Below are 19,765 nucleotides of genomic sequence, written 5' to 3'. Positions count from 1 at the left end.
CCTCCTCGCGCCTTGCTCACGCCCGCCATGCATCGTCATGAGCTTCCCCCCACCTACCGGGATAGGCTCTTACTTGCGGGTGAAGACCAGGTCCCACACGCCGTGACCCAGCTTGATGCCGCGGTTCTCGAACTTGGTCAGGGGACGGTATGCGGGTTGCGGGGCGTAGCCCTCGGCGGTATTGGCCAGTTCCGGCTCGGCGCTCAACACCTCGAGCATCTGCACCGCATAATCTTCCCAGTCGGTCGCCAGATGCAGGTAGCCGCCCGGCGCGATCTTCCGGCACAGCAGCTTGACGAACTCCGGCTGGATCAGGCGGCGCTTGTTGTGGCGCGCCTTGTGCCACGGATCGGGGAAGAACACGTGCACGCCGTGCAGCGAGCCATCGGCGATCATGTGGTTCAGCACCTCGAACACATCGTGCTGCACCAGGCGCAGGTTGGCGATGCCCTGCTCGCCGATCTGCTTGAGGAGGCTCCCCACGCCCGGCGTGTGCACCTCGACGCCCAGGAAGTCCTTCTCGGGCATCAGTTTCGCGATATGGGCCGTGGTGTCGCCCATGCCGAAGCCGATTTCCAGGACGACCGGCGCCTGGCGGCCAAAGGCCTGCACCAGGTCGAGTGGCTCCTTCTTGTACTCGATCAGGAATTGCGGACCATGCTCCTCGAAGGCCCGCGCCTGCGCGGTCGACAGCCGCCCTGCGCGCGTGACGAAACTGCGGATGCGGTGTTCGGTGGGGTCATACAGCATGGAGCGTGCAGGACCGCTGGTGGGCTTTTCAGAAGACATGGGGAGTGTGGAGTATGCGCAAAAAAACGGCTGTCATTATAGCGCAGCCCTCCTCCACGTCCGGCCGTGCGTGGCGGCAAGGCGGAATCGCGCATAATCGGTGTCTTCCCCCTGCAACGCCGGAGCCCCTTGCCATGCACTCGACGAAACACCCGATCGCCATCGAAGACAGTGTCGCCACCCTGAACCTGACCTCGTTCCACTACGGCGCGCCCGGCAGCGGCAAGAAGGTGTACATCCAGGCCGCGATCCACGCCGACGAGGTGCCGGCGATGCTGGTGGCGCACCTGCTGCGCGGGCAGCTCGACAGGCTCGATGCCGAGGGCCGGATCAAGGGAGAGATCATCCTGGTGCCGGCCGCCAACCCGCTCGGCCTGTCCCAGGTGCTGCATGGCGCACCGTTCGGCCGCTACGACCTGTCCACCGGCCTGAACTTCAACCGCTCCTACCGCCACGTCGCCGCCGCGCTCAAGACGGCGCTCGAAGGCCGGCTGGGCGCGGACGCAGCAAGCAACGTGGCGCTGATCCGCGAATTGGCCCGCAACGAGGTGGCGGCCTGGGAACCGGCGGACAATGCCGCCACGCTCAAGAAACTCCTGTTGACGATGGCGATCGACGCCGACATCGTGCTCGACCTGCACTGCGATAACGAGGCGGTGCTGCACATGTACACCGGCACCCCGCTGGTCGACGCGATCCAGCCGCTGGCCGACCTGATGGGCGCGCGCGTGCTGCTGGTGGCGAAGGAATCGGGCGGCGAAGCCTTCGACGAAGCCTGCAGCCGGGTGTGGTGGGACCTGGCCGACCATTTCACGGACGCCGCCATCCCGCCCGCCTGCGCCGCCGTCACCGTCGAACTGCGCGGCGAGAACGATGTGAACTACGACTATGCGCAGCAGGATGCCGACGCCATCGTGCAGTACCTGGCGCATGCGGGCGTGCTCGACATCCCGGTCAATCCCCTGCCCACGGCGCAATGTGGCCCGACGCCGCTGGACGCGGTCGAACCCTTGTCGGCGCCGCATGCGGGGGTGCTGGTGTTTCGCAAGAAGCTGGGCGAGCAGGTCGCGGCTGGCGAGCCGATCGCGGATATCGTCAATCCGGTCAGCGGCCAGGTGACTACCGTCTCGGCCAGCCGTGCAGGCCTGCTGTTTGCCAGCACGGCGCATCGGCATCTGCTGCGCGGGATGCACGTTTGCAAAGTGGCGGGGGCGGATTCGTTCAGGTCTGGGAATCTGTTGTCGAGCTAAGACCGGGATAATTGCGAAGGCGCAATGCAGTCGTCAGCTGAAAAACAATAATTGGACGTGTTTCCAACGACACGCCAATATCATGTCTTTCGATGTCGAGAAGTTCGCATCGCACTTGCGAACGCATGCAGAAGGTCAAAGTCTAGGCAGATGCGCTCGTTATGTTCGACTCGCACTCGAAGCCGGTGGCGCCAATACAGCAGGCCATCCGCTCAGAGCAAAGGACTGGGGTCCTGTCCTGACGAGAAATGGATTCCGTTCGATCGCGGTATCTGATCCAGAGCGGTTCAGGTTTCAAAGAGGCGATATCGTGGTTATCCAACCGTATCGAGATGGAAATCCAGCTGGTCATATCGCTGGATTCGACGGTCAAAAGTGGATATCCGATTTCGCCCAGCGAGACTTCTGGGCGGGTCCTAACTATCGCAGGGAAAGGCCTGAGTATGCTGTCTACCGCCCTTAATCGCGTACTCGGAGCGATTGCGCTAGCCGTCTTTTTCGTGGCTTCAAGCCCTGCGGCGCCACGAGCATCCGATGAGCAAATCGCCATTGTCGGCAGCCTATACAAGGCCTTTGCATGGCAGGTACTGTCGAACTCGAACAATACCTTTGGTAAGCCGCTGACGCAGCAAGAAGGCGCCACCCTTCGTCGATACTTTGACAAGGAACTGGCTTCTCTGCTACTCAAAGACCGTCAATGCGCTACTGCATCTGGAGAGATTTGCAACCTCGACTTCGATCCGATCTTCGCTTCACAGGACCCGGCCGCTATCGATTTATCGATCCGTTCAGCGCCCAACGATATGGTTGCTGTCGAATTCACCTCCCCTTCCAGCGGCGAAAAAGTGAGGCTGGAATACCGATTGGCCAAAAGCCAGGAAGGCTGGCGAATCGGTGACATCCGCTATCCTGGAATGTCCGGTGCCTCCCTCAAGCAGCTGCTCGCGCGTAAGCTGCCTCGCAGCGGCAACTAACCCGCGTCTCAATGCGCTGCCGAATGCTTCGAGTGCCTGGAGAGTAATCCAGCCGCCACCGCAAGAATGGCAAACGTCGGCAGCAACCACGCATAACCGACCCGCAGTTCCATCAAGGTCGCGCCGCTGACGGCGCACCAGGCCAGCGGCATCAGCCAGGCGATCGGATGCGCGCGGCATGCCAGCAGCACACCCAGCGTCGCAACAGCCGTCGGATCGGGGGCGATGCCGAATACCTCGGCCTGGCTCCAGCCGCGGCCACTGCCCAATGCCAGCAGCGGATATCCGATAACCGCCAGGCCAGTGAGGCCCAGCGCTACGTGCTTCTGCATGCGGGCCGGCGCGGCGCCGTGCGGGCGCAGGGCCATGAAGCACAGCAGCAGTGCCTGCACGCCGAATACGAGCGCGAACCAGGGCCCGGCGGTGTTGATGTCCGCATAGCGCTGCCAGTGGTAGGCCCAGGCGGCCCAGGCCCAGGCCGCGGTCAGCACCAGCAGCGCGATACGGCGCGTGCGGGGTCCGGGAAGCGCGACGCAGCCTATAACGACAAGGCCGGCGGCCAGTGCCAGCAGATGCGCGGGCCACACCGCCTCGTTGTACAGGGCGATCATTCGGTAGTAGCTGCGCTGCGAGAACATCAGGAAGTCCGACAGCCTGTAGGTCCACCACTCGCTCATGCCAGCCTCTCGGCATCCTGGGCGATGCGCTTGCGCAGGGCGTCGTCGGGCATCCGGCCGGCGCCGGCCAACAGGTTTTCGCGCACATGGGCCACGCTGGACGTGGCAGGGATCGCGCAGGTGACGGCGGGATGCGAGACGATGAACTTCAGCAGCGCCTGGGCCCAGGTGGTGCAGCCGATCTCCGCGCCCCAGCCGGGCAGCGGCTTGCCGGCCAGCGCCTGCGTCAGGTCGCCCTGGCGAAACGGCCGGTTGACGATCACGCCGATGCGGCGCTCGCGCGCCAGCGGCAGGATGCGCTGTTCCACCTCGCGATCGAGGGCGTTGTATGAGATCTGCACGAAGTCGATCGGGTGCGAGGCCATGATCTTCTCGATCTCGCCATGGCGCCGACCTTCCGACGTCGTGATGCCGACGTAGCGCAGCCGCCCTTCCTTCTTCATGGCCTGCAGGGTCTTGAGATGCTCTTCCCATGACAGCAGGTTATGCACCTGCAGCAGGTCGAAGCGCGGTACTCGCCACAGCTTGCGCGAAGTTTCTATCTGGCCCGGACCGCGCGCGCCGCCGCTGATCCAGACCTTGTCGGCCGAGAAGAGGCGCGGCGGCTTGATGGCCTGCACCGCTTCGCCGATCACGTCCTGGGCCGAGCCGTACATCGGGGAAGAGTCGATCAACCGGCCGCCGCCAGCGAAGAACTGGCGCATGACGTCGGCGCACTCGGCTCTCGCCTGCGGGTCGCGGCCGACGTTGAAGGTGATCCAGCTGCCCAGGCCGATGACGGGGATCTGTTCGCCGGACGAGGGGATCGGGCGGGTGAGCAGCGGCGCCGCTGCTGGCGCGGCGTGCAGCGATGGCAGGGACAGGCTGCCGGATGCGGCAAGCATCGTTTGCAGCAGGCGTCGGCGTGAAGGTGAGTCCAGTGTCATCCTCGTTCTCGCATGGCTGAGTGAAGGAATCGACAGGATACTGCGTCCAACGATGAGATGGCGCTGCCGTTAGCGCTGTTCCGGCCCTAACAGCGGCTTGGTTCCCAGCTGACGGCGCAAGCGTCGGTTGTCGAGCCAGAGTGCGATCAGGGTGATGGTCGTCAGCACGACGAATGCGTTGGCGCCAAGATAGCGCCAGAACGCCCATGCTGCGCCTGCTGCGACGAGGCCTGCCAGCAGCAGCAGTGCGCGGTCCTTGAATGCTGTCCTGGAGATCATTTCATGAGCGTCGGCGGATACGACGTGATCGTGTGGAGCGGGTGAAGGGAATCGAACCCTCGTATGAAGCTTGGGAAGCTGCCGTTCTACCATTGAACTACACCCGCGTTGCCAGCATTCTACGCGCGTTTGGGACGGTTTGACAATTTTCCGCCCCTCCCGCGCCTGCCTCGGATCAATCCGGCTGTTCGACTGTATACCCTTTCGCCGCCAGCGCCGCAATAACCCCTTTCGGATCGAAGATTTCGTCGACCCTCAGCATGGCGAAGGTCGACGCGTTAGCCTCGAGCGCCCTCTCGGCCGAGGCGATCCACATCGCCTCGGCGCGCGCTTTCATGTTCTTGAATTCAGGCTCGGCATCGAATGCCGCGCTGTTCATCAGGGCGCCGAAGCAGGCTTCCTCGCGCGTGGTGAAGTCCAGCTTGCGCATCGCATCCAGGTCGCCCTTGGCCCAGGCATTGGCGCGCTGGCTGGCGGCCTCGATGTCCTGTTCCAGCGTGGCCATCGTCCGCGCCAGGCACGCCGCATCGCCAAGGGTCGACTTCTTGAAGTTCTTCAGCACTGCGCGCGCATTGTCCATTGGTAGCTCAAAGGTGGACGAGGTCTCTTTCAGCTTTGCCTTCTTGACCAGCTCGACCACCTGCTTGCGCAGCACATGGCTGTCGATCAGGCCTGCCTGCTTGCGCGCGGCATTCGACAGCACCTGGGCCGCGAAGATCGGACGTTCGCGTTCGACGTCGTCGTTCTCGGGCAGGTACTTCGCCTTGAGCGTGCTCCAGCGCGCATAGTCTTCGGCCGGCATCACGTCGCGCAGGGTGGCGCCATCCGGATTCTTGCGCACGCCGATCAGGCTCGGCAGCAGCGTGATCGACTTGAAGAAGCCCGGGTTCGCCGAGGCGCTGGGTGCCGACAGGTATTCCTGCGAATTGCGGATGACGTTCTCGACTTCGTGCGAGCGCCACTGCATGTCCTTCGGCACTGGCCCGTACATGCCGAACACCCACAAGACGTGTTCGCCTTTCGACACCTTCCACAAGCCAGGACCGGGACGCTGGGCCACGACGTGAATCTGCTCCGGCGCAGGTCCGGCGGCGGCAGCCGTGTCGACAACATCGGCGGCGGCCTGCGCCGGAACGGCCACGTCCTCCGATTGCGCCCATGCGGGAGCGGCCAGCATGCATATGCAGAAAACGGGTACGACCAATTTGCTCATGAAGAGATCCGGTGATGGAGACCGCCAGATATTACGTCAACGACGCCCTCGACATCCAGGCTGTAACGCCCCTGTTTCAATTACATGAGCCACGCATATCGTGCATATATCAGCTTGCCGGCGGCTCTGGCACATCGGGCCGGTCGAGTAAATCCTGCGCCAGCTTCAAGCCCTTCACCATCACCGACAACGCCTCGTGCTTCGACGCTTCATCCGGCACACGCAGCACGTACGACGGGTGATAGATCGTCACCACCCAGCTGTCGCCATGCCGAACCGGATGCCCGAGCTTATCCTTCAGGGTCACGCTTCCGGTCTGCAGCACCGACTTGAGCGCGGTCGCGCCCATGGCCACGATCACCTTCGGCTTGCGGGTGGCGATCTCTTTCTCGAGCCAGTAGTGGCAGGCCTCGATCTCCTTCTGCGCCGGCGTCTTGTGCAGGCGCCGCTTGCCGCGCGGCTCCCACTTGAAATGCTTGACGGCGTTGGTGATGTAGACGCCCTCGCGATCCACGCCGGCCTGCTCGAACACGCGGTCGAGCAGCTTGCCGGCCGGGCCGACGAAGGGCTGGCCGGCCAGGTCTTCCTGGTCGCCCGGCTGCTCGCCGACGATCATGATTTTCGCGCTCTTCGGCCCTTCGCCGCCAACCGCCTGGGTCGCATGTTCCCACAGCTCGCAGCGCCGGCATTCGTCCAATTTCGACGGCTGCTGGCGTTCGGGCTGGGCCTGCTCGGCTTCGATCGGGATCGTGCGGCCGCTGCGCCGCCCCACAGCCTCGACCTGGCCGATGCGGCGCGCGCCCAGGCCCGCCTGGCTCACCAGGGAAGGCACCAGCGCGCCCTCCGGCAGGTTCTTCCAGAAGCGCGATGGAATATGGCTGTTCATCACCTGCGTATTCAAACGCGCTGGATTGAAGATGCTGCGGTAATAGGTCAGCCACAGCGCCTCTCCCGCATCGTCCAGGTCGGCCGCGCTCGACATCAGCGGGCCGGTATGGTGCAGGGTCGCGCCATCCCACAGCACGCTGGCATCGGGCGTGGCGATCATCCAGCTCACCTTGCCCATGCGCGCGACAAAGTGTTCGGCCACCTGCGGCAAGACGTCGTGGGCCGGCTCGAACCAGGCCACGAAATGGGGCGCGCCGGCCTCGGGCGGCCGTTCGCGGAAGCGGATGTAGGCGTGCATATCATGTACCTCGCGGCGCACCGCCTTGACCATCGTGTGCAGCCGCTGCCCGTCCGGATCGGCGGGCGATTGCACGTCGTGCTCGCCCTGCTGCCAGCGCCAGATCACCCGGTACAGGAAGGCCCAGCGGTCGCGATCGCGGTAGCAGGCGGCGGTCTGCAACATCTCCATCAGCGAGCGAGGGACATGCGGCCTTGGCGCCGTTGCGTTCGAAGGCTCCTGCGCTTCCGCTTGCGTCGGGAGCGACAGGAGGTCTGCCCCATTATGCGCAGCCGGCGATGCGGCCGGCGCACCCGAGAACAGGTCGGCGCCCGGCGCGCCCCAGGTCACCGCTTCAGGCGGCACGCCGGCGCGCAGCAGTTCGCGCGCCACCGCGCGCCATTCGATAAAGTCCTGGACCAGCAGCGGCCGGCCCGCGCGCACGTTCGCCACCGCGCCGGCGGCAAGTTCGGCCGCGCTGATGGCAGGGTTCATGCCGCCTGCAATTCGGGCCACAGGTTCATCTGCTGCGGCGCATCGGCCATGTGCTTGCGCAGCAGTTCGGAACTGGTCGCGCCCTGCGCCGGCTTGTAGTCGGCGGTGACGACGAACGGCGCCAGCTTCTTGAGGCTGCAGCGCAGGCGCGACAGATCTTCCCAGCGGATGCGGCGCAGGCGGCGCAGCTCGACGATGCGCTTGGCGTTGCGCAGGCCGATCCCGGGAATGCGCGGGATCAGCGAAGCGTCGACCCGGTTCAGGTCCATCGGAAAGTGCTCGCGGTTGGCCAGCGCCCAGGCCAGCTTGGGATCGATATCCAGCGCCAGGTTGCCCGACTGCGGCATCAGTTCGCCAGCCGTGAAGCCGTAGCCGCGCAAGAGAAAATCGGCCTGGTACAGGCGGTGTTCGCGCAATAACGGCGGCGGCGCCAGCGGCACGCTGCCGGGGCTTTGCGGGATCGGGCTAAAGGCCGAGTAATACACGCGCTTGAGCTTATAGCTGCCGTACAGCGTCTCGGCCGTATTCAGGATGGTGTGGTCGTCGCTGGCGTCGGCGCCGACGATCATCTGCGTGCTCTGGCCGGCCGGCGCGAATGCCGGCGCCTTCGGTTCCTCGGCTTTTTCATCCAGCTTGCGCCGGATCGAGCCCATCGCCAGCTTGATCGTGTGGACGCTTTTCTCGGGCGCGAGGCGGGTCACGCTGTCGTGGGTCGGCAGTTCGATGTTCACCGACAGCCGGTCGGCCCAGCGCCCCGCCTCTTGAATCAACAGCGGATCGGCGTCGGGGATGGTCTTGAGGTGGATGTAGCCGCGGAACTGGTGCACCTCGCGCAACTGGCGCGCCACCGCGACCAGCTGCTCCATCGTGTAGTCGGCCGACTGGATGATGCCCGAACTGAGGAACAAGCCGTCGATGTAGTTGCGAAGGTAAAAATCCTGGGTCAGCTTGACCACTTCATCGACCGCGAAGCGCGCTCGCGGCACGTTCGAGGTGCGCCGGTTGATGCAGTACTGGCAGTCGTAGATGCAGAAATTGGTGAGCAGGATCTTGAGCAGCGAGACGCAGCGGCCATCGGGCGTATAGCTGTGGCAGATGCCCATGCCGGTGGTGGCGCCCAGGCCGTCCTTGCCCTCGGAACCGCGCTTGGGCGCACCACTGCTGGCGCAGGATGCGTCGTACTTGGCCGCGTCGGCCAAGATTTCCAGCTTGTCGTTGAGTTCCATCGCGCGCGCGTGACTGTATGGACATACAGTATAACGCGGCGTGCATACGCACACGGTGCGTTGGCGCAGCCGCGCGCAGTTACTGCCGGTTCAAATGCGGTGCAGTAAGCGCTTTCGACGGAAGGCGCTTACGCCGAAATCAACCGTTCCGCCTGGGACAACTGTTGTGCTTCCATCCGTCCCGCGATCTTGCCAAGGTAGGCCGACGCAGGCGCCACGCCGGCAGCGCCGGCCCGGTGCAGCCAGGCATAGGCCTCGACCAGGTCGCGCTGGGCGCCCTGTCCCGCCGCATACATCACGCCGAGATTGAACTGGGCCCGCGCATGGCCCTGGCGCGCGGCGCACAGGTACCAGAAGTGGGCGGCCTCGTAGTCGCGTTCCGCGCCCTTGCCGCAATCGTAGCGCAGCCCCAGCTCGAACTGCGCCAGCGCGTGCCGCTGGTCGGCCGCCTTGTGGAACCAGTCGGTCGCCTCGAACGGGTCGCCCGCGTCGAGCCGGTCGAGCAGCGCGCCGACCTTGTACTGGGCCGGCGCGTAATCCTGGCTGGCCGCGCGCCGGTACCAGCCCAGCGCCTGGGCGAAGTCCTGCTCGACGCCGTTGCCGGCCTCATACCGCAGGCCGAGGTCGAACTGGGCCCGCAAATGGCCCTGCTCGGCCGCCTTGCGGTACCAGTGGGCAGCGCGGGCAGCATCCTGCTCGACGCCGTTGCCGGCATCGATCAGCTGTCCCAGGTGATACTGGGCCGCAGGCAGTCCCTGTTCGGCCGCACGGCGGTACCAGTCGGCCGCCTGCGCGGCGTCGACCGCCACGCCTTGCCCGTGTTCGTAGCGCATGCCGAGGCTGTTCTGGGCGCCGGCATGGCCCTGTCCAGCGGCGCGCCGGTACCATTGCAAGGCAAGCGCCTCGTCGCGCGGCACGCCGTGGCCGGTGTCGTGGATCAAGGCGAGATTGAACTGCGAGCTGGCATGTCCCTGCTCGCCGGCGCGGCCGTACCAATGCACCGCCTGCGCGCTGTCCTGCGCGACGTCCTGCCCCTTGTCGTAGCGCAGGCCGAGGTTGAACTGGGCCGGCGCATGGCCCTGGTCGGCCGCCTTGCGCATCCATGCCAGCGCTTCTGCCGCATCGCGCGCCACGCCCTGGCCGGCGTCGTAGCGCAGGCCCAGGTTGTATTGCGAGCGCATATAGCCCTGCTCCGCCGCGCGCCGGTACCAGCCGAGGGCCGCTTCCTGGTCTTGCGGCACGCCCTTGCCGGTCTCGAACATCATGCCCAGGTTGTGTTGCGCGCCCGGTTCTCCCTGCTCCGCCGCCTGGCTGAACCAGTGCAGCGCCTGGCCCACGTCGCTGGCCACGCCGTGGCCCTTCGCATACAGCCAGCCCAGGTTGTACTGGGCCGGCGCATAGCCCTGCTCGGCGGCGCGCCCGTACCAGTGGGCCGCCTGGGCGAAATCCTGCTCCACGCCCTGGCCCTTCTGGAACATCACGCCAAGGTTGTACTGGGCCTGCGCCAGGCCGCCGGTGGCGGCCATCCGGTACCAGACCACCGCCAGCTCGTCGTTTCTGGGCACGCCCTGGCCATTGACGTACATGAAGCCCAGGCTATGCTGGGCCTGGGCCACGCCGCGCTCGGCCAGCCCCTTCACGCGCAGGAATTCGGCGCTATAGGTAGGGGTGTCGTTCGATTGCAGCGCGGCGCCCGGCATGGTCGGTCAGGCCTGCACCGCACGCAGGCTGGCCGCGCCCGACTGGGTGCGCAGCGCCGCCATGAAGTCGTGCAGCGAGATCGGGCGGTAGAACAGGTAGCCCTGCATCGTCAGGCAGCCGTTGGCGCGCAGGTAGCGCGCCTGCTCGTCGGTCTCGACGCCTTCGGCGATCAGGTTCAGCCCCAGGCCGCGCGCGATCGAGATGATCGCCAGGATCACCGGATAGTGGCCGTCCTCCTGGTGGATCTCCTTGACGAAGGACTGGTCGATCTTGACGGTGTGGATCGGGAAGCGGTGCAGGTACGATAGCGACGAATAGCCGGTGCCGAAATCGTCGATCGCGATCGACACCCCCAGCTGGCACAGCTTGTTGAGCTGCTCGATCGCGTACTGCGGATTGCGGATGCAGATGTTCTCGGTGATCTCCACCTCGATCTGCTGCGGCGAGATGCCGTAGCGCGCCAGCGCGCCGCGCATCTTCTCGAAAAAGTCGCCGCGGTCGAGGTATTGCGGCGACAGGTTCAGCGACAAACGGATCTCGCTGCCGCCGATCGCATTCCACTGCAGCATGTCACGGCACAGCGCGCCGATCATCCAGTCCGAGATCGGCAGCATCAGGCCGTTCTCTTCGGCGAACGGCAGGAACTCGCCGGCCGACAGGCGCCCGCGCGTTGGATGGTTCCAGCGCATCAGGGCTTCGGCGCCGGTGATGCGGCCGGTCATGGCGTCGATCTGCGGCTGGTAGAACATCTCCAGCTCGTCGTGCTCGAGCGCGCGGCGCAGCGCCTGCTCCAGCGCGATCTTCTGGTGCGACACTTCCAGCATCGAGTCGTGGTAGAAGCTGTGGCCGTTCTTGCCCAGCGCCTTGACCTGGTACATCGCGATGTCGGCGTGGCGCAGCAGTTCGTCGATCGATTCGCCATCCTTCGGATAGATCGCGATGCCGATCGAGGCCGAGATGTGCACTTCGTGCCCGTCCAGGTCGAACGGCTCCTGCAGCACTTCCAGGAATTTGTCGGCCACCATGCGCGCGTCGTCGCGGTCGCGCAGCTCGGGCAGCACGATCGTGAATTCGTCGCCGCCCTGGCGCGCCAGGGTGTCGCCCTTGCGCAGGCATTCCTTGAGGCGCCCCGCAGCCTGCTGCAGCAGCTCGTCGCCTTTCACATGGCCGAGCGTGTCGTTCACCAGCTTGAAGCGGTCGAGGTCGATGAACATCACCGCGAGCTCGGTCTGCTTGCGCTTGGCCTGGATCACGGCCAGGCCCAGGCGGTCCTTGAACAGGATGCGGTTCGGCAGGTCGGTCAGGATGTCGTGGTAGGCCTGGTAGGAGATGACTTCTTCGGCGCGCTTGCGGTCGGTGATGTCGCGCGCCACGCCATAGGTGCCGAAGAACTCCAGCTTCTTGACCTCCTGGTCAGGCACGTGCATGCCGATCGCGTTGAGCGAGATCGTCATCAGGGTGGTGTTGAAGGTGCGGTCGCTATTGCCGTTGCCGCCGCGGCACTTGAGGCGCAGCTCGACGTTGCGCGAGGCGCGTTCGTCGACCCGGCGCTCGTTGAACACATAGCGCGCGCGCTCCAGGTCTTCCTCGTGCACCAGGATCGAGTAATGCTGGCCGATCAGCTCTTCGCGCGTGTAGCCGAGCAGCTGGTAGGCGCGGTCGTTGACGAAGGTGAAGCGGCCCTCGTGGTTCAGCGTATAGATGATGTCCGGCGACGAATCGACCAGGTAGCGGTACATCTTCTCGGAGTTCTCGAGCTGGTTCGCGATACGCGCGTTGTCCAGCGTCAGGCGGCGCCGCTGCAGCGCATTGCTCACCGTCGACAGCAGCTCCTCGCGGCTATACGGCTTGCGCAGGTAGCTGTAGGCGCCGCGCTTGAGCGCGCCGATCGCGGCGTCGATCCCGATTTCGCCGCTCATCACGATGACGTCGGCGTCGATGCCTTTCTCGTTGATGAAGTCCATGATCTCATGGCCGCCGATATCGGGCAGGCGCAGGTCGAGCAGGACCAGGTCGAAGTGCTGACGGGACAGGTGAGCCAAGGCTTCGGTTCCCGACGGCGCCGTTACGAGGCGGTAGCCGCGTCCCTGCAGCAGTTCGTACAGCGAGGACAGCAGGCGTGGCTCGTCGTCGACCAGCAGCAGGCGTGGCTGGCTGTCGGTCTCGAGGGTCTGGGAGTAGGGAGCGGGTTCGCCGGGAAACATGGTGGGGTCTAAGCCGAACCGAGGGCGCGCGCCGGCAGCGCGGGAGCCGCGCCGGCGCCGGACCACGCCGGCAGGAGGATTTCAAAGGAAGTGCCGGCGCCGCCGCTGCGACATGCGATATGGCCGCCCAGCTTCTTGACCAGGCCGTGGACGATCGACAGGCCCAGGCCGCGGTTGCCGTTGGTGCCGCTTTCCATGCCGTCCTTGCCGCTCGTGACCGGCGAAAACAGCTTGGCCAGTACCTCGCGCGACAGGCCGGGACCGTTGTCGCTGACGACCAGCTCAAGGTAGACCTGGCGCTCGCGGTTCACGTGGCCGCGGTTGACGATCTCGATCCGGCCATCCGGGCGACTGCCCAGGGCCTCGACCGCGTTCTTGACCAGGTTGACCAGGATCTGCTTGAGCAGGTCGGGGTCGCCCTCGATCGCGCCGTCGCCTTCCATGCGCGTCACCACCTGGGTCGTGGCCGGCACGAAGCCGCTGCTGCGGAACAGGCGCAGCACGTCGTCCACCACCTTGGCCGCGTCCAGCGGGCGCGAGCCGGGTTCCGGGTCGCCCGGCGCGCGTGGATCGGCCAGGCTGCCGATCAGCTGGCCGACGCGGTCGATCTCTTCGTTCAGGATCGACAGCTCGCCGCCCACCGGTTCCTGGCGCGCCAGCTTGCCATCCAGGACGCTCAGGTAGTTCTTGATGATCGCCAGCGGATTGTTCACCTCGTGGATCACGCGGCGCGAGGCGTCGCGGAATTCCTCGGCCACGCTGGCCAGCTGGCGCCGCGCGTGGCCGCGCTCGAGCAGCAGGTTTTCGAGCGCGCCGGCGGCTTGCGCGCCGAAGGCCTGCATGAAACGCTCGCGGCGCTGGCAATGCGGCAGCTGCCAGCCCGGCACGCCGCCGACCAGCACACCCAGGCAGCGCGCGCCGGCGACCAGCGGCACCACCACCAGGCTGTCGGTGCCCAGCATGCGCAGCAGCTGCTCTTCGGCCAGGCCCAGTTGATCCTGCTGGCGCTCGCGCTGCACGAAGGCTGGACGGCGTTCGAGCGCGCTGCGCGCAACCGGCCCGCCCCTGGACAGCGGCACCGTGAATTCGGCGATACGCTGCACGCCGAAGGTCGGCGCGCCGGCCAGCAGCTGGCCGGTCGGGTTCTCGAGCAGCACCACGGCGCTTTCGAAGTCGAACAGGATGCGCGCGGTGCGCGTCATCGCGTCCAGCAGGCCCGACTCGCCCTGCTGGCGCGCCAGGCTTTGCCCGACCTCGGACACCAGCACCATATTGCGCACTTCCTCGTTCAGGCGCTGCTGCACCGGGTCGCCCGGGAGCGCCGGCGCATGGGCCGGCGGACTCGGGATGTCGTCGGCGCCGGCCAGGTCGATGCCCAGGTGGGCGGCGGCCTGCTCGACCTGGCGCGCGGCCCCCTGCACCATCTGCGCCGCGCACTCGGCGTCGATGCCGCACAGCGCGCAGGCGTCGTTCACCATCGTGGCGTCGTCCGCATGGCTGGACAGCACGTGCGCCAGGCGCACGATGCGGATCAGCGGATGGCTGGACTCGAGCCGCGCGCTCGGTTCGTGGTGGTACAGCACCGCGTCGGCCAGGAAGGAATCGAGCTGCCAGCGCTCGAGCAGCCAGGCGCCGGCCTCGGTATGGGTGATCTGCAGGGTGCGCTGCTCGACCGCGCACAGGTCTTCGTCGTCGCGCGCGGTGAAGTTGAAGCCGTATTCCTTGGGCGCCGCGGCCAGCAGCGCCAGCCGGCCGACGTTGTGCAGCAGGCCGGCGAGATAGGCTTCTTCGGGGTGCGCGTAGTCGAGCGCACGCGCCGCCTCGCGCGCCAGCACCGCGGCACTGAGCGAATTCTTCCAGAACGCGCGCAGGTCGGTGCTGTTCGAATGGGGAAAACTGTTAAAAGTCTGGAATACCGAATCGCTGATGACCAGGGTCTTGATCATGTCGGTGCCGAGCGCCACCAGCGACTGTTCGAGGTTGGCGCTGCGCGTGCTGCGGTGGTAGGCGGAGCTGTTGGCAACCGCCAGCAGCTTGCCGGTCATGCCGGCATCCTTCGAGATCAGGGCGGCCAGCTCCGGCATGCCGAGGTCGTCGGCCTGCAGGTGCTCGATCAGCTTGACCAGGATCTGCGGCATGGCCGGCAGACGGGCAATCAGGAGGCGATTGCGGATATCCTGGTCGGATTGGTGCATGTTTTCAAACACGGCCGCCACTTGTAGAAGGGTTGGTGGCGCTGCCGCTCGTGGAGGCCTGCCACAACGTCTAGCACGTCAGTCAATGAAACAGGCGACGAGTTTGCCCTCTGTTCCAGATGTAAAAAAACGTATCGTAGCATATATACATTTCTGATCAGGAACAATAGTTACAAGAATAATGCTTGCCGAAGAGATACTCTAGAGGTATGTCTATGAGAAACTGACATATGCTTGTTGCATCGATACGACTGTTTCTCAAAATTTCATAATTATTCGACACAAAAAAACCCGGGCAGGCCGGGTTTCTGTTTCAGGGCACATGCTCTCCCCGCGCCCGCAGTTTCCTGCGATGCCGCCTCGCCGTATCCCAGAAAGCGAGCGACAGCAGCACGAAGAACATCTGGCCGATCGCCAGCGCCAGCACCGAATGCGACAGCACCGGCGCCACGACGCCGGCCACGATCGCGCCCAGCAGGGTCGAGACGAAGGACTGGCACGAGGCGACCGTGCCGCGGATGTGCGGGAACAGGTCGAGCGCCAGCAGGGTCGCGCCGGGCGCGATCAGCGAGCTGCCGAAGGTGAAGAAGAACATCGGCGCCACCGTCCACGGCAGGGCCGGCGGCAGGAAGGCGTGGTAAGCCACGTTGAAGCTCACCGCGGCCAGCATGAAGAAAAAGCCGATGCGGATCTGGCGCGCAAAATCCATCTTGCCGGCCAGGCGGTTGGCCATCAGCGAACCGAGGAAGATCCCGCTCACGGTCGGCACGAACAGCCAGGCGAACTGCGACGGGCCCAGGCCCAGGCTCTCGGGGAGCATGACCGGCGCCGCCGCGATGTACAGGAACAGGCCGCCGAAATTCAGGGCGGTCACGCCGGCCTTCATGTGGAACAGGAAGGAGCTGAAGATGGCGCCATAGCTCTTGGCCAAAAAACGCGGGTTGAAAGGCTGGCGCTGGGTACTCGGGATGGTCTCGGGCAGGTGCTTCCAGCAGAACCAGCCGAGCAGCACGGTGTAGATGCACAGCGCCAGAAAGATGGCGCGCCAGTCGAACCACAGCACGATCCAGCCGCCCACCACCGGCGCGATGGCCGGGGCGATCGAGAAGATCATGGTCACCATCGACAGCAGGCGCGCTGCCGCGGTATCCGAATACAGGTCGCGGATAATGGCGCGGCCCACGACCACGCCGGCACCGGCCGACACGCCCTGCATGATGCGGAACACCCACAGGTAGTGCACCGAGGACGCCGAGGCGCAGCCGAAGGTGCCGATCGCGAACACCACCAGCGCCACCAGGATCACGTTGCGGCGCCCGAAGGCGTCCGACAGCGCGCCATGCCACAGCACCATGCCGGCGAAGGCCAGCATATAGGCGGTCAGGGTCTGCTGCACCTCGAGCGGCGTGGCCGCCAGTTCGGCCTGGATCTGCGGGAAGGCCGGCAGGTAGGCATCGATCGAGAACGGTCCCAGCATCGCCAGGGCCGCCAGCAGGGTCGCCAGGCCGCCGGCCGACAGCATCACGATCTTGTGGGGAGTGGGCAGCGGAACCGGGGTGACGGGGTCCTTGGGTAGATCGGGCGGGTCGGTTGGCGGCAGCATCGTTTAATCCAGTTCAGTTCTGTCCTGTTTCGGTTTTGCTCGGGGTTGCACCCTCGCGGCGGTTGAAGCCCGCCACCATATCGAAGCGGAACAGGCGGCATTCGAGCGCGCCGTTGAAGAACGGCGTCTTGCGCGATTCCTTCAGGCGCAGCATCTTGGGCAAACCAAGATCGGCAGTGAACAGGTAGGCGGTCCAGCCGGCGAAGCGCTGCTTGAGCGTGGTACTGAAGGCCGAGTAGAAGCCCATGGCCATCTCGTCCTGCGGCACGGTGCTGTCGCCGCGCACGCCGATCCGCTCGCCGTATGGCGGGTTGGTCAGCAGGATGCCTGGCGCATCTAGCGGCGCCACCACGTGCTGGGCCTCGATCTGCTTGAGCGGCACGTCGAACAGGATGCCGGCCACCTTCAGGTTATGGCGCGTCATGGCGACCATGTCGCCCGAGATGTCCGAGCCGAAGATGGTCGGTTCGCCCGGCAGCGGGTTCGGCTTGATCGCGGCCTTCATTGCGGCCCAGGCCTGGCGGTCGTGGTCGGCAAACTGTTCGAAGGCGAAGCGGCGGCGGGCGCCGGGCGGGATGCCCTGCACCATCTGGGCCGCCTCGACCAGGATCGTGCCCGAGCCGCACATCGGGTCGAACAGCGGCACGCCCGGCTTCCAGCCCGCTACGCGCAGCAAGCCCGCGGCCAGGTTCTCGCGCAGCGGCGCGTCGCCCGTCTCTTCGCGCCAGCCGCGCTTGAACAGCGCCTCGCCCGAGGTGTCCAGGTAGATGATGAAATTGCGCGGGTCGAGGAAGCCGACGATGCGCATGTCAGGTTCGCGCGTATTGACCGACGGGCGCTTGTCGAACTGGTCGCGGAAGCGGTCGCAGATCGCGTCCTTGATCTTGAGCGTAGTGAATTCGAGGCTCTTGAGCGGCGACTTGACGGCGGTGACGTCCACGCGGATGGTATGGTCGGGGCCGAACCAGTCTTCCCAGGGCTGCTCGAGCACCAGGTCGTAGATGTCGTTTTCGTTCGAGTAGCTGCGCTGGCCCATGCGCATCAGCACCCGCGACGCGATGCGCGAGTGCAGGTTGACCAGCCAGGCGTCCTGCATCGAACCCGAGCAGTGCACGCCGCCCGGGACCTGGTTGTGCACCTTGAAGGTGGTGGAAAGTTGGGCGATCTCGCCCAGTTCTTCGGCCAGCGCCGCTTCCATGCCGCGCGGGCATGGGCAAAAATAAGAAGCCATGAGGGGTACCCTTTGTCCGTTGATGAAACGTTGTTGATAACGCGTCACCCGGGGTTCCGGATGACCGTCGTATTGTTGATGTCGCCGTTCAGAACGGCTTTACTGTTGCCAGGATCACGATCGCCAGGAGCAGGATGACCGGCACTTCATTGAACCAGCGGAACCATTTGTGGCTACGCGTATTCACACCGCGCTCGAATTTCTTGAGGATCGACCCGCAAGCGTGGTGGTAGCCGATCGCCAGCACCACCAGCAGCAGCTTCGCATGCAGCCAGCCATGCTTCATGCCGATCATCATCGCCAGCCACAGGCCGAGCAGCAGGGCCGGCACCATCAGGATCGTGGTGAAGCGGTACAGGCGGCGCGCCATGCCCTGCAGGCGCTCGAGCGCCGCCGGATTGGTTTCCTGGGCCAGGTTCACGAAGATGCGCGGCAGGTAGAACAGGCCGGCGAACCACGAGGCGATGAAGACGATGTGCAGGGCTTTGATCCAGAGGTACATGCGGTTCCTTTGTTTTAATTGCGAACTTCGCCGTGCCCGAACACGACGTACTTGAGCGAAGTGAGTCCTTCCAGCCCGACCGGGCCGCGCGCATGCAGCTTGTCGTTCGAGATCCCGATCTCGGCGCCCAGGCCGTACTCGAAACCGTCGGCGAAGCGGGTCGAGGCGTTCACCATCACCGAGGCCGAGTCTACTTCGCGCAGGAAGCGCATGGCGCTCGTATAGTCCTCGGTGATGATGGACTCGGTATGCTTCGACGAATACGCCGTGATGTGGTCGATCGCTTCATCCATATCGGCCACCACCCTGACCGCCAGGATCGGGGCCAGGTACTCGGTCGACCAGTCTTCTTGCGTTGCCTTGACCAGGTGCGGGTAGCCGGCCAGGATCGCATGCGACTCGGGGTCGGCGCGCAGCTCGACCTCTTTCGTCGCATACAGCCCGGCCAGGCGCGGCAGCACGCTTGGGGCGATGGCGCGCGCCACCAGCAGGGTTTCCATCGTGTTGCAGGTGCCGTAGCGGTGGCACTTGGCATTGAACGCCACCGCCAGCGCCTTGTCGGTGTCGGCCTTGTCGTCGATATACACGTGGCAGATGCCGTCCAGGTGCTTGATCATCGGCACCGTGCTTTCCTTCATCAGGCGCGCGATCAGGCCCTTGCCGCCGCGCGGGACGATCACGTCCACGTGGTCCGGCATCGTGATCAGGGCGCCCACGGCGGCGCGGTCGGTGGTATCGACCACTTGCACCGCGTCTTGCGGCAGGCCGGCGCCCGCCAGGCCTTCGGCCACCAGCCTGGCCAGCGCGCGGTTGCAGTGGATCGCTTCCGAACCGCCGCGCAGGATGGCGGCATTGCCGCTCTTGATGCACAGGCCCGCCGCGTCGACCGTCACGTTCGGCCGCGCTTCATAGATGATGCCGATCACGCCCAGCGGCACGCGCATCTGGCCCACCTGGATGCCGCTCGGGCGCACCTTCATGTTCGAGATCTCGCCGACCGGATCGGGCAAGGTCGCGATCTGGCGCAGGCCGGCGACCATGGTGGCGATCGCGGCGTCCGACAGGGCCAGGCGGTCCATCAGGGCCGGGGCCAGGCCGGCGGCCTGCGCGGCGTCCAGGTCTTGCCGGTTGGCGGCGCGCAGGTCGTCGGCATCGCGCTCGATGGCGGCCGCGATCAGTTCCAAGGCGCGGTTGCGGGTGGCCGTGTCGGCGCGCGCCATGGCGCGCGAGGCGGCGCGGGCCTGGCGGCCCAGCGTGTGCATGTGTGCGGTGATGTCCATCGTATTCCCGTTGCGTTATCGATCAGGCGCCTCGGCCGCGATGCACATCCGTATT

The 19,765-nt window shown here is 65.6% G+C and carries 16 protein-coding genes and 1 tRNA gene; 2 read left to right on the top strand and 15 right to left on the bottom strand.

The genetic code is table 11. The features are described 5' to 3' along the window. Nucleotides 1-69: 69 nt before the first annotated feature. Entirely contained in the window at nucleotides 70-750 is a 681-nt protein-coding gene (gene trmB / locus E8M83_RS17360; protein WP_137174602.1) for a tRNA (guanosine(46)-N7)-methyltransferase TrmB, read from the bottom strand. A 173-nt stretch (nucleotides 751-923) separates the two neighbouring features. Between trmB and E8M83_RS17355 the strand changes: the two genes are divergently transcribed. Together E8M83_RS17355 and E8M83_RS17345 are read left to right on the top strand one after the other, a co-directional pair. Then, nucleotides 924-2,039 (top strand): succinylglutamate desuccinylase/aspartoacylase family protein, encoded by a 1,116-nt coding sequence (locus E8M83_RS17355; RefSeq protein ID WP_137174601.1) that lies wholly within the window; start codon nucleotides 924-926, stop codon nucleotides 2,037-2,039. Nucleotides 2,040-2,287: 248 nt separating this feature from the next. Beyond that, nucleotides 2,288-3,013, top strand: a complete 726-nt coding sequence (locus tag E8M83_RS17345) for a DUF3828 domain-containing protein (RefSeq protein ID WP_229491623.1) — start codon at nucleotides 2,288-2,290, stop codon at nucleotides 3,011-3,013. 8 nt (nucleotides 3,014-3,021) lie between these two features. Here the strand turns inward: E8M83_RS17345 and E8M83_RS17340 are convergent, their stop codons facing one another. The 14 genes from E8M83_RS17340 to E8M83_RS17275 form a co-directional block, all read right to left on the bottom strand. Further along, entirely contained in the window at nucleotides 3,022-3,690 is a 669-nt protein-coding gene (locus E8M83_RS17340; RefSeq protein ID WP_137174598.1) for a DUF6064 family protein, read from the bottom strand. Further along, nucleotides 3,687-4,574, bottom strand: a complete 888-nt coding sequence (locus E8M83_RS17335; RefSeq protein WP_229491622.1) for an aldo/keto reductase — start codon at nucleotides 4,572-4,574, stop codon at nucleotides 3,687-3,689. Before E8M83_RS17335 ends, E8M83_RS17340 begins: the two co-directional genes overlap by 4 nt. Before the next feature lie 111 nt (nucleotides 4,575-4,685). Next, a complete protein-coding gene (locus tag E8M83_RS17330) occupies nucleotides 4,686-4,895 on the bottom strand; it encodes a hypothetical protein (protein ID WP_137174596.1) in 210 nt (69 codons plus the stop codon). 33 nt (nucleotides 4,896-4,928) lie between these two features. Then, nucleotides 4,929-5,002: transfer RNA gene (locus tag E8M83_RS17325), tRNA-Gly, on the bottom strand. A 68-nt stretch (nucleotides 5,003-5,070) separates the two neighbouring features. Next, nucleotides 5,071-6,072 carry a TraB/GumN family protein gene (locus E8M83_RS17320; protein ID WP_229491620.1) on the bottom strand — a complete coding sequence of 334 codons (1,002 nt, stop codon included), beginning with the start codon at nucleotides 6,070-6,072 and terminating at the stop codon, nucleotides 5,071-5,073. Nucleotides 6,073-6,217: 145 nt separating this feature from the next. Further along, entirely contained in the window at nucleotides 6,218-7,768 is a 1,551-nt protein-coding gene (locus tag E8M83_RS17315) for a UdgX family uracil-DNA binding protein (RefSeq protein WP_137174594.1), read from the bottom strand. Continuing rightward, nucleotides 7,765-8,994, bottom strand: a complete 1,230-nt coding sequence (locus E8M83_RS17310) for a putative DNA modification/repair radical SAM protein (protein WP_137174593.1) — start codon at nucleotides 8,992-8,994, stop codon at nucleotides 7,765-7,767. Before E8M83_RS17310 ends, E8M83_RS17315 begins: the two co-directional genes overlap by 4 nt. Nucleotides 8,995-9,122: 128 nt before the next feature. Beyond that, on the bottom strand, nucleotides 9,123-10,694 hold the full coding sequence (locus E8M83_RS17305) for an SEL1-like repeat protein (protein ID WP_137174592.1): 1,572 nt from the start codon (nucleotides 10,692-10,694) through the stop codon (nucleotides 9,123-9,125). 6 nt (nucleotides 10,695-10,700) lie between these two features. Further along, complete coding sequence (locus E8M83_RS17300) at nucleotides 10,701-12,899, bottom strand: EAL domain-containing protein (RefSeq protein WP_137174591.1); 2,199 nt, start codon at nucleotides 12,897-12,899, stop codon at nucleotides 10,701-10,703. An 8-nt stretch (nucleotides 12,900-12,907) separates the two neighbouring features. Further along, on the bottom strand, nucleotides 12,908-15,094 hold the full coding sequence (locus E8M83_RS17295) for an HDOD domain-containing protein (protein WP_137174590.1): 2,187 nt from the start codon (nucleotides 15,092-15,094) through the stop codon (nucleotides 12,908-12,910). 313 nt (nucleotides 15,095-15,407) lie between these two features. Then, nucleotides 15,408-16,697, bottom strand: coding sequence for a multidrug effflux MFS transporter (locus E8M83_RS17290; protein WP_137174589.1), 1,290 nt, complete (start codon nucleotides 16,695-16,697; stop codon nucleotides 15,408-15,410). Nucleotides 16,698-16,710: 13 nt separating this feature from the next. Next, nucleotides 16,711-17,928 carry a class I SAM-dependent RNA methyltransferase gene (locus tag E8M83_RS17285; protein WP_373995058.1) on the bottom strand — a complete coding sequence of 406 codons (1,218 nt, stop codon included), beginning with the start codon at nucleotides 17,926-17,928 and terminating at the stop codon, nucleotides 16,711-16,713. 88 nt (nucleotides 17,929-18,016) lie between these two features. Continuing rightward, nucleotides 18,017-18,430, bottom strand: a complete 414-nt coding sequence (locus E8M83_RS17280) for a CopD family protein (RefSeq protein WP_137174588.1) — start codon at nucleotides 18,428-18,430, stop codon at nucleotides 18,017-18,019. Between the two features lie 14 nt (nucleotides 18,431-18,444). Continuing rightward, nucleotides 18,445-19,710 carry a glutamate-5-semialdehyde dehydrogenase gene (locus E8M83_RS17275; protein WP_137174587.1) on the bottom strand — a complete coding sequence of 422 codons (1,266 nt, stop codon included), beginning with the start codon at nucleotides 19,708-19,710 and terminating at the stop codon, nucleotides 18,445-18,447. Nucleotides 19,711-19,765: the final 55 nt, after the last annotated feature.

This window comes from Massilia sp. HP4 (assembly GCF_005222695.1).
Classification (GTDB): domain Bacteria; phylum Pseudomonadota; class Gammaproteobacteria; order Burkholderiales; family Burkholderiaceae_D; genus Telluria.
This window is presented reverse-complemented; position numbering and strand designations above follow the sequence as displayed.